Origin of the sequence: Nocardia sp. GCM10030253, assembly GCF_042675075.1 — a bacterium.
GTDB lineage: Bacteria > Actinomycetota > Actinomycetes > Mycobacteriales > Mycobacteriaceae > Nocardia.
This window is the reverse complement of the sequence record NZ_JBHTDL010000016.1, coordinates 149059-165220: the sequence shown is the minus strand read 5'-3', so window position 1 is coordinate 165220 and position 16162 is coordinate 149059. Positions and strand designations below refer to the sequence as shown.

General features: G+C 66.0%; 10 protein-coding genes and 1 riboswitch. All 10 genes read right to left on the bottom strand.

Going from position 1 to position 16162, the window contains the following annotated elements:
- Positions 1-787: 787 nt before the first annotated feature.
- The 10 genes from ACFQZZ_RS32770 to ACFQZZ_RS32725 all read right to left on the bottom strand — a co-directional run bounded on the left by ACFQZZ_RS32770 (position 788) and on the right by ACFQZZ_RS32725 (position 16110).
- On the bottom strand, positions 788-2155 hold the full coding sequence (locus ACFQZZ_RS32770; protein WP_378688586.1) for an L-serine ammonia-lyase: 1368 nt from the start codon (positions 2153-2155) through the stop codon (positions 788-790).
- The gene (gene glyA / locus ACFQZZ_RS32765) at positions 2152-3447 is read right to left on the bottom strand and encodes a serine hydroxymethyltransferase (RefSeq protein ID WP_378688583.1); all 1296 of its coding nucleotides are present in this window, start codon (positions 3445-3447) and stop codon (positions 2152-2154) included. The genes ACFQZZ_RS32770 and glyA overlap by 4 nt, the downstream gene beginning before the upstream one ends.
- Positions 3448-3482: 35 nt before the next feature.
- A riboswitch (glycine riboswitch) is annotated at positions 3483-3592 on the bottom strand.
- A 307-nt stretch (positions 3593-3899) separates the two neighbouring features.
- Positions 3900-4685, bottom strand: a complete 786-nt coding sequence (locus tag ACFQZZ_RS32760; protein ID WP_378688580.1) for an IclR family transcriptional regulator — start codon at positions 4683-4685, stop codon at positions 3900-3902.
- Between the two features lie 13 nt (positions 4686-4698).
- Positions 4699-6474 carry a putative nucleotidyltransferase substrate binding domain-containing protein gene (locus ACFQZZ_RS32755; RefSeq protein ID WP_378688614.1) on the bottom strand — a complete coding sequence of 592 codons (1776 nt, stop codon included), beginning with the start codon at positions 6472-6474 and terminating at the stop codon, positions 4699-4701.
- A 100-nt stretch (positions 6475-6574) separates the two neighbouring features.
- The gene (locus ACFQZZ_RS32750) at positions 6575-8131 is read right to left on the bottom strand and encodes a GMC family oxidoreductase (protein WP_378688577.1); all 1557 of its coding nucleotides are present in this window, start codon (positions 8129-8131) and stop codon (positions 6575-6577) included.
- Positions 8124-9662, bottom strand: coding sequence for an APC family permease (locus ACFQZZ_RS32745; protein ID WP_378688574.1), 1539 nt, complete (start codon positions 9660-9662; stop codon positions 8124-8126). The genes ACFQZZ_RS32750 and ACFQZZ_RS32745 overlap by 8 nt, the downstream gene beginning before the upstream one ends.
- 62 nt (positions 9663-9724) lie before the next feature.
- Entirely contained in the window at positions 9725-11206 is a 1482-nt protein-coding gene (locus ACFQZZ_RS32740) for an aldehyde dehydrogenase family protein (RefSeq protein WP_378688571.1), read from the bottom strand.
- Between the two features lie 6 nt (positions 11207-11212).
- Entirely contained in the window at positions 11213-12349 is a 1137-nt protein-coding gene (locus ACFQZZ_RS32735; protein ID WP_378688612.1) for an aromatic ring-hydroxylating dioxygenase subunit alpha, read from the bottom strand.
- Positions 12350-12398: 49 nt separating this feature from the next.
- On the bottom strand, positions 12399-13562 hold the full coding sequence (solA, locus tag ACFQZZ_RS32730) for an N-methyl-L-tryptophan oxidase (protein ID WP_378688568.1): 1164 nt from the start codon (positions 13560-13562) through the stop codon (positions 12399-12401).
- A 4-nt stretch (positions 13563-13566) separates the two neighbouring features.
- The gene (locus ACFQZZ_RS32725) at positions 13567-16110 is read right to left on the bottom strand and encodes an FAD-dependent oxidoreductase (RefSeq protein ID WP_378688565.1); all 2544 of its coding nucleotides are present in this window, start codon (positions 16108-16110) and stop codon (positions 13567-13569) included.
- Positions 16111-16162: the final 52 nt, after the last annotated feature.

Sequence of the window (16162 nt, the reverse complement as noted above, 5' to 3'; positions counted from 1 at the left end):
CCCCTTGTCCCAACCAAACACCCCATATACCGGGTGCGAGGTCGGGACACGGGGTGTGAGGCGGTGCGACTGCCGGTGGATCACTGCTCGAGAACGCCACCACAGCCAGATGACCACGCCGGAACTCGACACCACGCACCCGACTGCGGGAGGTAAGCCGGGGTACGGCACCCGACACGCCCAGCAAGCACCTGACGAACGCGACCAACGACGCCTACCCCCGACCCCGACCCCACCCCGAGTGGTGCCAACACCCCCTGCCCCAACCGGACACCCGGTATACGGGGTGCGAGGTCCTAACACGGGGTGTGAGGTGGTCTGACGGCCGGTGGATCACTGCTCGAGACGCCACCACAGCCAGATGACCACGCCGGAACTCGACACCACGCACCCGACTGCGGGAGGTAAGCCGGGTACGGCACCCGACGCGCCCAGCACTGCCCGGTAATACCCGGGTAGGCGCACCTTCCGGGGATGCCATCGTGGTGGGTTCGTTCCCGGAACGCACCCCACTCGGCCCGGTGAGGAAGAACAGGTTGCGTTGGGGTGGTTATCAAGGCAGTGCTGGGCACGTCGTGTGCGGTACCCGACTTTCTCTTCCGCAACCTGGGGAGGCAGGCACACAGCTTCCAGCGTGAGGACTGGCTGTGGTGACGTTGTAGAGATTTCAACTCGAGGACGCGGTGTCGACTTCCCACATGAAGACTGGCTGTGGTGACGTTGTAGGGATTGTCGCGACCGAAGATGGCTGGTGTGGCGGGACTACTTTCGAGACAGGATCCAGCGCTCAGCAGTCCACGACGGCGACCGCGAGGCCGCCGAGCGAGGTCTCCTTGTATTTGTCCAGCATGTCCGCACCCGTCGCACGCATCGTCTGGATGACCTTGTCGAGGGACACGTGGTGCACGCCGTCGCCGCGAATCGCCATGCGAGCCGCGGTGATCGCCTTGACCGCCGCGACGCCGTTGCGTTCGATGCACGGAATTTGCACGAGCCCGCCGATCGGATCGCAGGTGAGGCCTAGGTTGTGCTCGATGCCGATCTCGGCGGCGTTCTCGATCTGTTCGGGCGTGCCGCCGAGCACGGCGGTGAGCCCGGCCGCCGCCATCGCACAGGCCGCGCCGACCTCGCCCTGGCAACCGACCTCGGCGCCGGAGATGGACGCGTTCTCCTTGATCAGCTGCCCGATCGCACCCGCGGTCAACAGGAAATCGATGACGCTGTCGTCGCTCGGACCGGTGACGAACCGCTGAACATAGTGCAGCACAGCGGGAATGATGCCCGCGGCACCATTCGTCGGGGCAGTGACGACGCGTCCGCCCGCGGCGTTCTCCTCGTTGACGGCCATGGCGAACAGCGTGACCCACTCCATCGCGCGGAGCGGGTCGGTGTCGTCGGCTTCGACATTCAAGCGATCGTGCAGCGTTGCCGCACGCCGTCGAACGGCGAGTGCGCCCGGCAGCACACCCGCCGTCGACGTCCCCCGCTGGACGCAGTCCTGCATGACCTTCCAGATCTCGAGCAGGTCGGTCCGGATCCGATCCGGACTGCGCCAGGTCATTTCGTTGGCCAACATCAGGTCGCTGATGGACTGCCCGGTAGCGCTGGTGCGGGCGAGCAAATCCGCGGCCGAGCCGAACGGGTACGGGACCGCCGTCGTCGCCGCGGCGGGGCTGTCGATCTCGGCTTCGTCCAGCACGAAACCGCCGCCGACGGAGTAGAACCGACGCTCGACGAGCACCTGTCCTCCGGCGTCGGCCGCGCGGAACATCATGCCGTTGCTGTGAAAGGCCGGCCGGATTCGCCAGAGCAGCTCGATGTCGTCGTCGACGGCGAAGACGATCGGGTGCACCCCGCCGAGCCGCAACGTGCCGGTGGCCCGTGCTTCGGACGTGGTGGCGACCACCACCGCCGGATCGACGGTCTCCGGACGCTCGCCGGACAACCCGGCGACGATCGCCTCGATGCTGCCGTGTCCACGCCCGGTCGCGCCGAGCGATCCGTACAGCTCGACTCGAATCGCGGCCGTATTGTGCAGCTGGCCCTCAGTTTTGAGGTACTCGATGAAGCGGTCGGCCGCGCGCATCGGCCCCACCGTGTGCGAGCTCGACGGCCCGATGCCGACCCGGAACAGGTCGAAGATGCTGACCGTCATGCCGAACCGCGCAGACCGGGGTACAGCGGGAACCGGCGCACCAGCGCATCGACCCGCATGCCCAACTCTTCGACCGGCTGTGCCGCGCGCAAAGCGGCGGCGATGATATCGGCGACCTCGATGAACGCCTCGGTGTCGAAGCCACGCGCGGCCAGCGCCGGTGTTCCGATCCGTAGCCCGGAACTCACCATCGGCGGTCGCGGGTCGAACGGAACCGCGTTGCGGTTCACCGTGATTCCGATCTCGGCCAGCCGATCCTCCGCCTGCTGACCGTCGAGCTCGGAGTCACGCAGGTCGACCAGTACCAGGTGTACGTCGGTACCGCCGCTTACCACACTGATCCCCGCCGCTCGGCAGTCCTCGGCGAGCAGCCGGTCGGCCAGGATCCGCGCACCCGCGAGCGTGCGCTCCTGGCGATCACGGAACGCCGGTTCGGCCGCCATCTTGAAAGCGACAGCCTTCGCCGCGATCACATGCTCGAGCGGCCCGCCCTGCTGTCCGGGAAAGACCGCAGAGGCCAGCTTCTTGCCCAATTCCTCGACGGCGAGGATGAATCCACCACGTGGACCGCCGAGGGTTTTGTGGGTGGTGGAGGTGACGATATGCGCGTACGGGACGGGCGAGGGATGCAGTCCCGCCGCGACCGAACCGGCGAAGTGCGCCATATCCACCATCAGATATGCGCCGACTTCGTCTGCGATCCGACGGAATTCGGCGAAATCCAGGTGCCGTGGGTAGGCGGACCAGCCCGCCACGATCAGCTTCGGGCGATGCTCGTGCGCGAGCCTGCGCACTTCGTCCATGTCGACGAGATGGTCCTCGGCCCGAACGTGGTAGGCCGCAACGTCATAGAGCCGACCAGAAAAATTGATCTTCATCCCGTGGGTGAGATGTCCGCCGTGGTCCAGCGCCAGCCCGAGGATGCCATCGCCGGGCCGCAGCACCGCGTGCATCGCCGCGGCGTTGGCCTGCGCACCCGAATGCGGCTGGACATTGACGTATTCGGCGCCGAACAGCGCGCGCAGCCGGTCGATCGCCAGTGTTTCGATCTCGTCGACGTGCTCGCACCCGCCGTAGTAGCGGCGGCCGGGATAGCCCTCGGCGTACTTGTTGGTGAGCACCGAGCCCTGCGCCTGCATGACCGCGAGCGGCGCGTGGTTTTCGGAGGCGATCATTTCCAGACCGCGTTGCTGTCGGTCGATTTCGCGATCGATCAAATCCGCGACGCGCGGATCGAATTCGCGCAGCGGCGCGTCGAGCTCGGATCGGACGGAGGTGACAGGTTCGGCCATGAGGAGCCTTTCGTCGACGCATGCGCGTAGGTGGCTCCTCCCGCTCTGTCCAATGGCCTGAGAGTTTCACGCACTGTGTTAATTCGGACACTGCGCGTTTGCCCCGTCGGCGAGTGCGTGCGCACTGCTTTCCAGAGTTGCCTGTGCGCAGCGGTACTGGGCCTGAGAGATTCCCGGGAGGATTTGCTCCTTCGGCTCCCCACGAATCCGTGGAGATCTCCCGCTACGCGTCAACGGCGACTATTCAGTTCCATATAACGCAACAAGTTGCGCAAATCGCAACAGTCCCGCTATACGCAACCAAGTATCGAGCCGCCCTCACCCCTTGTCAACACGAAACCCCCAACCCCCGCGCCTCCCGTGAATCCGTACTATTTATCGGGGTTCGCAGCACTTGTGGCGCCCGTACCGATAAACGGTGCGGCCGTTTTTCGCGAGGGCCGCTGGGGTGGTCAGTCGAGGTAGCCGAGGCGTTGACTGATGCCCGCGGCGCTTGCGATGGCCAGGTCGGCGGCGTGAGCGAAACGGTCGGGGCCGAGACGGTATGCGGGGCCCGAAACGCTCAGGGCCGCAACGACCGTACCGCTGCTGTCGTATACCGGCGCGGCGACGGCATTCAGCCCGATCTCGAGCTCCTCACGCACACTGGCCCAGCCGTTCTCGCGCACCTCGACGAGCTGGGCGGCGAGGTCGGCGACCTTGGTGAGGGTGTTGTCGGTGAACGCCTCGAGCTTGGCGCCCACCCGCTTGCGCATCTCGCTCGGCGCGAGACCCGCGAGCAGCACCTTGCCACTGGAGGTGGCGTGCGCCGGACAGCTCTGCCCCACCCAGGACCGCAGCGCGATCGAGCCCGGCCCCATCGCCTCGACGATATTGATGACCCGATTGCCGTCCAGGACAGCGAGATTGGTCGTCTCACCCGAGGCGATCGCGAGCTCGTTGCACGCGCCCTGGCTCTGCCCGACGAGGTCGACCTGCGCACTGGTGGATCCGGCGAGCCGGACGATGGAGAAGCCGAGCCGATACTTGCCGCGCTCGGAGAGCTGCTCGACGTATCCGCGCGATTCCAGCACGGCGACCAGCCGCGAGACGGTAGATTTGTGCACACCGAGTTCGGCCGCGATCTCCGTGACGCCCGCCTGCCCCAGCTTGGCGATAATCTCCATGACCAGCAGCGCTCGGTCGACGGACTGCACCGCAGCCGTCCGCCCGTTGTCCTCGCCGTCTCGAGTTGCCATCTCGATCGCCATTCTAGGTGGTTGCCGCTCCCATGCTGCCGACGCGTCGCTGCACCACCGCGATCTCCCGCAGCGCATCGTTGAGCAGGCTGCGATTGAGCGGCGAAAGTTCGGACATCGTAATGATGTCGCCTGGGCTGTGACCGGCGGAGAGCTGTTCGACCTGATGGACCATCCGCATGCGCTGCAGCATGACGAAGACCTCGGTGAGAACGGTGGCATCACGCTCGCTGAGCGCACCCGCATTCGCGGCGGCCGCCAACCGCACCGGGGTCGACGCCGTGGTCACGCCCGCCACCAGCCCGCCCCACCTGGCGAGGTTGACGATAGGAGCCAGCGCATGGCTCTTCAGATCGAACGTCCCGCCGCGCCGGGACAGCACATCGCGCAGCGAGCGCGTCCGCACCCGCCCGGACAACGCGTCCAGCAGCTGCAGGCGTAGCGCGTTCGGGTGTTCGTCGCGCATCCTCCGGAATGCGGCGGGCACCGTGTGCAGCGCTTCCTCGCCCCACACCACGCGCCCGTCGATGAGCAGCGAGGACAGGATCAGTCCCCGATCCTGCAGCGGATCATCCAGCCAGCCCTCGGCTGCCGTCGCCCACTGCGAGCGGGACCGGGAGAACTTCGGCTTCGCGGCGATCGCGCCATTGCTGTCGGCGGGCAACCCGCAGGCGTCGAGGATGCTGTGCACCCGCGTGGCGACGGCACGGAGTTGCCCACTGGCCGAGGATAATTCGTCGGTCCAAGACAGTGCGCTGTCCACATCCGAAGACGGCATCGCCTCGCGTCGGGCGATACTGCCGAGCGTCAACCACGCGAACCCGTCACTCGGCGCCTCGTCGATCTCGGCCAGCGCCAACTCGAGCGCCTTGCGGACCACGGAGTCGATAACGACGGACAGGATGCCGCTGGTCGCCGACGCCTTGGTGCCATTACGAAACAGGTCGACGACAGTACCGGTGATCTCGCGCGCGGCCCGCTGCAACTGGGTCGCGTCCGCGGCCGCGGCGATCGAACGGCGCAGCACGAAACTCTGCCTGGCCGAGGCCGCGAGCAGGTCCGCGTCCTCGAGCACGCCGAGCACCTCGCCCCGCCTGGACAGCACCGGCATATGCCGCAGCCCGCATTCGAGCATCTCCATCAGCACGGTCTCGGCGGTCAGGTCCGCGGTTACCCGGCGGGCCGGAGCGCTCATCACGCGGGAGATCGGCACCTCGACCGGCAGCCCGGCCGCCACCACCCTGGTACGCAGATCACGGTCGGTGAAGATGCCGAATTCGCCCCGCGGCAACCGGATCAGCACATAGGAGACGCGCTGCTCGGTCATCCGCACGACGGCGTCGCGCACGCTGGTGTCCGGCGTGACGAAAACCGCGGTGCCGGAGACGAGTTCGCCGACCGGTCGGCTGCCGAGTACCGGTGCAGTCGGAGTTCGATTGCCGGATCCAGTCTTCCACGCCGAGGTCGCGAGGAAGGCGAGACCGGCGGGTTGGGCGAACTGGGCCCGTACCAAGGCTCCAGGCAGCCGGATCAGCAGACTCGGTTCGGCCGCCCGCGCGACGAAGTCGGCGCTGCCGCCGGTGAGCAGCGGAACGTAGCCGAAAATTCCGCCGGGCTCGACGGTATCGATCGGTACGCCGTCGCCGCTGCCCTGCAGTGTGACGCCGCCGGTCCACAGCATCCAGATGTCGTCGGGCACCTGGGCCGAGTAGTCCATGATCACCGCGCCCGCCGCGAACTCGTGCAGCGAAGAAGCCGCCGCGAGCTGATCGAGCTCGGGCGGCGTCATCGACTGGAACGGCGCGTGGTCGGCGAGAAATGCCGCTAGCTCACCCTCTTTCGGCACCTCTGATTGCGACTGATTGCAGGTCGCTCGAAATGACACCGACTCAGGATTTCCGTATGAGGTCCGCGCACTTCTCTGCCATGGTCATGACAGTAATATTGGGGTTCACCGCGGGCAATTTCGGCATCGCGGACGCGTCGACGACCCGCAATCGGGACACACCTTTCACCCGCAGTTCGGGATCGAGCACTGCCATCGGATCGTCGGCCGCCCCCATTCGCGCCGTGGCCGCCGGGTGGTAGACGGTGTTGTGCGTGGTGCGAATGTAGTCGAGCAGTTCGTCGTCGGTCGTCGCGTCCGGGCCTGGTGCGAGTTCCCTGGCGACCCAGTCCCGCAGCGGTTTCTGCTCGGCGATCTTGCGCGCCAACCGGACTCCGGCGAGCATGGTGCGTTCGTCGTGCCCCTCCGGATCGGTGAAGTACCTTGGGTCGACCTTGGGCCGGTCCCGGAAGTCGCGGCTGCGCAGCCGGACGGTGCCACGGGAGCGACCCTGTGTGACGTTGGGTGTCAGACAGAAACCGTTGTCGGTGGTCGGATAGCCGCGGCGCAGGGTGTTCATATCGAACGGCACGCTGCCGTAGTGCATCATCACGTCCGGCAGCCGCAACATCTCGTCGGTGGTGGCGAACAGCCCGATCTCCCACCACTGTGTCGAGGTGGTGACCATCGGCCGCGCGGCCTCCCAGAACACCAGGCCTTCGACATGGTCGTCCAGGTTCGAACCGACGCCGGGAGCATCGACGAGCACCGGAACGCCGATATCGCGTAGATGATCGGCGGGCCCGATGCCCGACAGCAGCAACAACTTCGGCGTATCGATGGCACCGGCGGTGACGATCACCTCGCGCCGCGCCGACACCGTGTCGTACCCGGTGAGATCCGGCCGCTGGTACCGCACGCCGGTGGCGTTGCGGGCATCGTCGAACAGGATCTCGCTGACCCAGCACCCGGTGCGCACAAAGAGATTGGTCCGTGATTCGAGCACCGGATGCAGGTAGGCGTGGGAGGACGACATCCTGATGTTGTCCTCGTCGGAATTGATCTGGAACCATCCGGCGCCGTTGCGAACCGTGGTGCCACGGTTGAATTCGACCGTCGGCAACCCCACCAGCGCGGCGGCTTCGAGCACCGCCGCACCACACGGATCGACGGGCGGGACGTCGCGGAGCCGGACCGGACCGTGGCGGCCGTGCTGCTCACCCGGTGCGTCATTGTTCTCCACCCGCGCGACATAGGGCAGCACTTCGGCCGCGTTCCAGCCCTTCGCACCCATCGCGGCCCACTCGTCCAGGCCCTCGGCAGGCGGCCAGAACGCGATACACGAATTGTGCGAGGAACATCCGCCGAGAACCTTCGCCCTGGCGTGGCGCAGATAGCTGTTGCCACGCTCCTGCGGTTCGACCGGATAGTCCCAGTCGTACCCGGAATCGAGCAGATGCATCCACTCCGAGAGCTCGAGGATGTTGTAGTCGCCGACGTCGGACGGTCCTGCCTCCAGCAGGCACACCGATACGTCCGGATCCTCGCTGAGCCGGGCGGCGAGTACACATCCCGCGGTGCCGCCACCCGCGATCACGTAGTCGAATACGTTGTCAGACATCCGAATCCGCCTCCTTGGACACTGCTGCGTGCGAGGCAAGGGTTCCGATGCTCTTGCGTCCCCTTGCCCAGTACCAGAGCAGCCCGGCACCGAGGATCGCACCGATGTAGACGAACGCGCCCCAGGTGTTGTACCAGGGCGTGCCGTACACGGCCTCGCGCGGCCAGGCCAGGTTCAACGCCATCCCGATGCCCCACCCGACGGCGACGATATTGACGATCATGCCCCAGCGGCCCATCGAGAAGTAGCCACCCTCTTTCAGATCCTTCGGCGGCCACTGCCCCTGCAGCCGCTTCTTGAGCATCGGCCCGGTCACCATCAGATAGGCCAGGTAGATCATGATGATCGCGATCGAGGTCAGCACCGTGAAGATCTTCGGCTGACCGATATTGACCACCAGGATCAGCGCGGCGAGCACGCCGATCAACACCGCGGGCACCACCGGGGTCTGCGTCTTCGGATGCACGCGGGCGAGCTTCTCACCGAAGGGCAGCGCGTTGTCGCGGGCCATAGCGAAGGTCAACCGGATCGCGGCGGTGTGTACGGCCAGCGAACACACGGTCACCGCGATCACAATGCAACACAGGAAGATGGTGCCGAGCGGACCCCACATCACCTGTTCGACAATGTATTGCAGGCCGCCGCTCGAGCTGCCGACCTTCGGGTCGTCGAGATCCGGGGCCGCCATCACCGCGAACGCCAGGATCGCGCCGCCGATCACGAACGATGCGAGGACCGCGCGCAGGATGGCCTTCGGCGCGGTGCGGCGCGGCTCCACCGTCTCCTCACCGAGCGAGCTCGCGGTATCGAAGCCGTACATCACATAGCCGGAAGCGAGCGAGGCCACCAGGAAGGCGCCGAGGTACCCACCGGCCTCCCCGGCACCGTAGCCGTGGGTGGAGAAGAACACCTGCGGGCCGCGAGTCCAGTTGGCCGCCAGGATGATCGCGATCAGCACTGCGGCGATGAGTTCGATGAACACGCCAGCACTGTTGATCATGGCCATGAGCCGCACACCCAGCGCATTCACGATGGTGGTGAACACGATCATGATCGTGCCGAGCACCACGGCGTTGGTGGCGTAGTCGTATTCACCGCTGCCGTCACCGATCAACTGGAAGCCGCTCCACAATCGCGGCAAGTTCAGTTGGAGAGCGAGTACCACCGCGGCCAGTGTCACGATCGACGCGGTCAGCATCAGCCAGCCCGACGACCACCCGACGATTCTGCTGCCGAGCGCCTTGGACCAGTTGTACACCGAACCGGCGACCGGATACTTCGCGGCAAGCTCCATGAAGCACAGTGCGACAGCGAGCTGACCGATGAAAACCAAAGGCCACGACCATAGATAGGCGGGACCCGCGGTACCGAAACCGAAATAGAACAGCTGAAAAGTTCCGGTGAGGATCGAAATGTAACTGACGCCTGCCGCGAAGCTGGCGAACTTTCCGATACTTCGGTCGAGCGATTCCTTGTAGCCGAAATCCTCCATCCCATTGTCATCGGACACACTGTGTTCCCTGACTACCATTGCTACCGTGCCTTTCGCGGTGCTGGCCGGTACGGGCTGCCCGGCCGAGATCGAAACTTGGATCAGACGCCCTTGAACCACTCCGCCGGCTTCGGTGCCGTGTTGTGCCAGATGTGTTTGATTTCCTGATATTCGGCAAGTCCGGTCGGGCCGAGTTCGCGGCCGTTGCCGGACTTCTTGAACCCGCCCCATTCCGCGGCCGCCGTGTAGTAGCCGAAGTCGTTGAGCCAGACCGTGCCGTGTCGCAGCGCGCGCACCATGCGTTCGCCGCGCGCCGGGTCCGCGGTGCGCACGCCGCCCGCGAGGCCGTACTCGGTGTCGTTGCCGAGGCGAATCGCCTCGGCCTCGGTACGGAAACGCTCCACCGTGAGGATCGGGCCGAACGTCTCCTCCTGGACGATTCGCATCGATCGATCGCAGTTGTCGAAGATGGTCGGCAGGAAGAAGCTGCCCGCGGCAAGCGCCGGGTCGCTCGGCCGAACGCCGCCGGTCACCAGTTTCGCGCCCTCGGAGATACCGAGCTCGACATAGCCCTCCACCTTCGCCCGATGCTGCTCGGAGACCAGCGGACCGGTCTCACTGGCCGGGTCGAGGCCGTTGCCGATGCGAATCCGCTCGGCCCGCCGCGCCAGTTCGGCGACGAAGTCGTCGGCGATGGACTCCTCGATAATGAGCCGCGTGCCCGCCGAGCACACCTGGCCGGAATGCAGGAACACACCGGTCAGCACCTGATCGACCGAGCTCTCCCAGTCGGCGTCGGCGAACACGATGTGCGGGTTCTTGCCACCGAGTTCCACCGCGACCTTCGTGACGTGCTTGGCAGCGACCTCGGAGATCGTCCGCCCCGTCGCGAGCCCACCGGTGAACGAGATGAAATCCACGTCCGGGTTGTCGGTCAGCGCCGCGCCGAGCACCGCACCGCTGCCCTGCACCAGGTTCAGCACCCCCGGCGGCACGCCCGCTTCCTCGGCCAGGCGGACGAAGGCAATGGTGCTGAGCGGGGTCACCTCGCTCGGCTTGGCGACCATCGTGCAGCCCGCGGCCAGCGCCGGCGCGATCTTCCACGACATCTGCAGCAGCGGATAGTTCCACGGGGCGATCAGCACGCAGACCCCGATCGGCTCGCGGACCACGCGGCTGATCACGGTCGGGTCGCCGACGTCGATGAGCCGGTCGGCCTGCATCGCGACCAGACCCCCGTAATAGCGGAATACCGAGATCACATCATCGATGTCTATCCGGCTCTCCACCAGCGTCTTGCCGGTATCGACCGTCTCGAGATGCGCGAGCCGCTCCTTGTCGCGCTCGAGCAGATCCGCGATCCGCAGCAGCAGCGCCGCGCGCTCGGTGACCGGTGTGGCGGCCCAGGCTCCGTCGTCGAAGGCAGCCCGTGCGGCGGCTACGGCTCGGCGCGCGTCCTCCGGCGTTGCCTCGTCCACACTGGCCACCACCGAGCCGTCGGCCGGGTTGATGATCTGCCGCTGGCCGCCGTCGGAGGCATGGCTCCACGCGCCGTCGATGAGCAGGTCCGAGTCACCGTTCATGTCATGTCACCTCATGTCGCCGATGCGTGCGAGCAGCCATTCGTGAAACTCCGCGATGTGGTGCTCGGCCGGGACCAGTACCCCGCCGTCACGGTAAGCACGTGAGGACATCGTGGGTTGGGTTCGCTCACATGCCGCGAAATCTTGTTCGTTCACGCGGTGGAACAGCTCGACCGAGCGGGATACGTCGCGACCTTCGGCGACGACGTCACCGGTGTAGAGCCAGTCGCATTCGACGACCGTGCGGTCCGCTGCCAGCGGATACATCCTATGGAAGATGATGTGGTCAGGGACCAGGTTGACGAAGACCGTCGGCCGAATCGTGATCGCGTAGTACCTGCGGTCCTGCTCGGCACTCACCCCGGGCAGGCGGTCGAACCCCGGCGAGCCGTCGACGGTGAACCCGGCGATCTCCGGACCGAATTCGGCGCCGTGGCCGACGAAGACCTGGGCGGCGAGGCCGTCGGCGAACTCGGGCAGCACCTCGGTGAGCTCGGGGTGGATAGTCGCGCAGTGGTAGCACTCCATGAAGTTCTCGATAATGAGCTTCCAATTGGCCGCGACGTCGTAGACCACGCGGCGACCGACCCGCAGGTTGTCGATGTCGTAGGAGTCGATCGCGGTCGCGGTGCCGAGCCGTTCGGTGACCGCGCCGATCACGTCGCTTTCGAACGACGGCGGTTCGTCGGCGAGGCAGACCCAGGCATAGCCGAGCCATTCACGCAGCGCCACCGGAACAAGGCCATAGGCGACCCGGTCGATGTCCGTGCCCGCGGAGTCCTTGAGTGCGGCCATGTTGGGTGCGGCGACGAGTTTCCCGTCCAGCCCGTAGGTCCAGGCGTGATACGGGCAGCGCAGGTTGCGCCGCACCTGGCCCTCGTCTTCGGTGCACAGCATGGCGCCGCGATGGCGGCAGATGTTCAGGAACGCGCGCAGCGCACCGTCGCGGCCGCGCACGATCAGCACGCTCTCGCGGCCGACCTGGACCTTCTTGAATTGGCCCGGGTCGGCGAGATCGGCGGCTCGGACCGCGCAGAACCACATCTGCTCGAAGATGCGTTCCTGTTCGGCCGCGAAGATCGAATCCTCGACGTACCACTTGCCACCGAGGGTCGGGATCAGCGGCGGCGTCTGCACCGGCATGTCCGCGGTCGGCCCGCCCGTCGCCCGACCGCCACCCCCCATGGAATCGCTACGCGATGCTGTTGTCATTGGTCACCAACCTTTGCGGGTCGAAAAGCGTGATGGGGTGAGCGGTTTTCGCGTCGATGGCCAGATCGGCGAGGATCTCCCCGACCACCGGAACGAACTTGAAGCCGTGGCCGGAGAAACCGCAGGCGACGGTCACCCGCGCGCTATCGGGATGGCGGGCGATCACGAAGTGCTGGTCGGGGGTGTTGGAGTACATGCAGGTCGCGGAGTGCACGCACGGGCCGTCCAGGGCGGGAACCAATTCGGCGACGCGATCGCGCATCTCTTGGATCTCGTGCGGGTGCACGACGCGATCGATGGTGTCCGGTGTGCACTCGATGCCCTTGCGGAAGAATGCTGTCTTCACGCCGCCGTCGGGTCCGTCGATGGCGGGGAAGCCGTAGATCTGCTGGCCGGAACTGTTCTCGCTGATATAGATCGGCTGGTCTTCGAAAGCGGCTGTGCCGCCGATCGGGTCGAGCCAGTACAGCACTTGCCGTTCGATGGTGATCGGGATGCCGAACTGCGCCAGCAGTTCTGGAGCCCACGCACCGGGACAGATGACGAGCTGGTCGGCGTGGTAGGTGGCTCTTGCGGTCGTCACCGTCACGCCGGAGCCGTTCTCCGCCCAGTCGAGCACCTCTTCACCGAACGACAGCGTCGCACCCGAGTGCAGCGCGAGGTCGATATGCGCCTGCACGGTCAGCTCGGGGCGGGCGAATCCGGCCTTGTCCTCGTAGACCCCGATATCGTCGGAGTCCGGGGTGAAGTTCGGGTATCGCCGCCGGATTTCGGCGGCATCGAGCACCTCGTGCGGCAGCGACCATTCGCGGCTCGCGCGCAGGCTGCCCGCGACTGTCAGGCAGTCGGGTGGGCCGAGGAACAGGCCACCGGTAAGCCGGAAGACCTCGCGGTCGCTGTCGGCGGCGAGCTTTTCCCACAGTTCGTAGGACCGCAGCAGTAGCGGCACGTACGCGGGGTCCTCGAAATAGGACTGCCTGATGATCCTGGAACCGCCGTGGCTCGAGCCCTTGTTGTGTGCGGGGGTGAACTTCTCCAGACCGAGCACCCGCTGCCCACGGGCGGCGAGGTGATAGGCGGCGGCACTGCCCATACCGCCGAGACCGATCACGATGACGTCGTATCCGTTTGTCGCAGTAGCCATTTCGCTACCTCCTGATCCGGGACATTTCGGGGTCGACCACCGGCTCGGGGTGCACGACGGCGGTATAGCGGGTGCCGAGGTATTCGACCTCGACCACGTTGCCCGGGCCGATGACCGCGGGCAGCCAGGCGTAGGCGATGCTGCGGCCGATGGTGGCGGAATAGGCCGCGCTGGTGATGTATCCCGCGCATGCCCCGCGCACATAGACGGGTTCCTTACCGAGCACAACCATCGACGGGCTGTCGAACACGATGCTGCGCAGGATCTTCGACGGTGGCGCCGCCTGCTCCAGCGCGGCCTTGCCGACGAAATCGGGCTTGTTCATGCGGACCGCGAAATCCAGGCCTGCGGCAGCGGGTAGGTGCTCGGTGGTCATATCGGTTCCCCAACCGCGGTAACCCTTTTCGATGCGCAGACTGTTGAATGCGATGCGGCCCGCCGCGATCACCTCGTACGCCTGCCCCGCCTCCCAGAGCAGATCCCAGAGGGCACTGCCGTATTCGGCCGTCGTGTAGATCTCCCAGCCGAGCTCCCCGACATAGGAGACACGCATCATCGTCACGGGAATCGCGCCGAGATAGGTCTGGAGTGCACGGAAGTACTTGAAGGACTGATGGGAGAGATCGTCGGAACACAAGGGCTGCACCAGATCTCGTGCCATCGGTCCCCAAATGCCGATACAACAGGTGCCGCCGGTGATGTCACGTAGCGTCACCGAACCGTCGGTGTTGTTTCGAGCGACCTGCGAGCAGTCGCCAGCGGCGTTGTTTCGAGCGACCTGCGAGCTGTCGCCAGCGGCGTTGTTTTCGCTGGCGGCCAGCAGATTGCGGGTAAACCAGTCGAAGTCCAGCGGACCGTTCGCGCCGACCTGGAATCGCTGCGGCGCGAGCCTGGCAACGGTGAGATCGCTACGGATGCCACCGTTCTCGTCGAGCAGCAGCGTGTAGGTGACCGAGCCGACGCTCTTGTCCAGATTGTTCGTCGTGAGTCGCTGCAGCAGCTCCAGCGCGCCGGGGCCCGCGATCTCGTAGCGGGTCAGCGGCGTCATGTCGTACATCGCCACCCGCTCCCTGGTCCAGCGGGCTTCCGCGATGGAGATCGGCGACCAGAAATTGCCCGACCAGTCGTCGCGCTCGGGGAAAGGCACGCCCTCGGCGCGAAGACGCTGCGCCAGTTCGGCATTGGCCGCATACCAGGCGGGCCGCTCCCAGCCGCCGCCCTCGAAGAAGTAGGCGCCGAGTTCCTGCTGCCGGGCATAGAACGGGCTGGTCCGCAATCCGCGCAGGGCCGTTCGGTACTGGTGCGGATGGATGATGTCGTATACCTCGACGAACGCCTGCGAACTGGTCTCCAGAATGAAGCGGTCGCTGCGGGCCACATCTTCGAAGCGGTACAGGTCGCACTCGTGCACGTCGGTCTGCGGCGCGCCATCGATGATCCACTCGGCAGTCGCCTTGGCGACGCCCGCCGAGTGGGTGACCCACACCGCCTCGGCAACCCAGAACCCGGCCAGGTCCCGATGCTCGCCCATGATCGAGAAGCCGTCGGGGGTGAACGAGAAGATCCCGTTGAAACCGTCTTCCACCTTCGAATCACCCAGTGCGGGAAGCAGTTCGATGGATTCGTGCCACGCGGGGGCGAAGTCTTCATCGGTGAACGACAGCATGGACGGCATCACCGAGCCTGCCGTCACGGCAGACAGCGTGGACATATCCACCGGCATGGGCTTGTGCCCGTAGTAGCCGATACCGATCCGGTCGACATGCTCGCGGAAGTAGAGGTCCTGATCCTGATGCCGCAGGATCGGCAGACCCGCCTCACCGCGCTCGGTATTGCGGCCCTCGAGCGCGGCGATCCGACCGGTCTTGGCGTATTGGTGCGCCATCGGAACCAGCGGCACGACGAGCCCGACCTGCTTGGCCACCTCGGCGCCCCAGAAACCGGCGGCGCAGATGACGATGTCGGCGTCGATGACGCCGTCGGCGGTTTCCACCCCGACCACCCGCCCGCCGCGCTCGACGATGCCGAGCACTTCCTGGTTCGGGCGGAAAGTGGCGCCACGTGCCGTCGCGAGTCGCGCCTGTGCCTCCGCCGCACGCAGGGCCTTAGCCAAACCGTCTGTCGGAGTGTGGAATCCGCCGATAATCCGGTCTACATCGAGCAGCGGGTGCAGCGCGGCGCACGCGGCCGGGTCCAGTAGGCGGCCCTCGATTCCCCATGACTGCGCCCAGCCGGCTTTGCGGTGCAGGTCCTGCCAGCGCTGCGGGGTGGTGGCCACTTCGAGTCCGCCGACCGGGTTGAACACCCAACCGTCCGGATGATCGAGCGCCAGAAACTTTTCGGTGGTGTAGCGGGCGAACTCGGTCATTGTTTTGGACGAGTTCGTCTGGAACACCAATCCCGGTGCGTGCGAGGTGGATCCGCCGGTTAGGAACAGCGGACCTTTCTCCAGCACCGTGACGTCGGTCCAACCGCGCGAGGTTATTTCATCGGCCAGCGATGTCCCGACGATTCCGGCTCCGATGATGACAACTTTCGGGTGAGCCAAGGCATGCCTCCGATGTTGCTTACTACGCAACGCAATCGCATTACGCAACAAA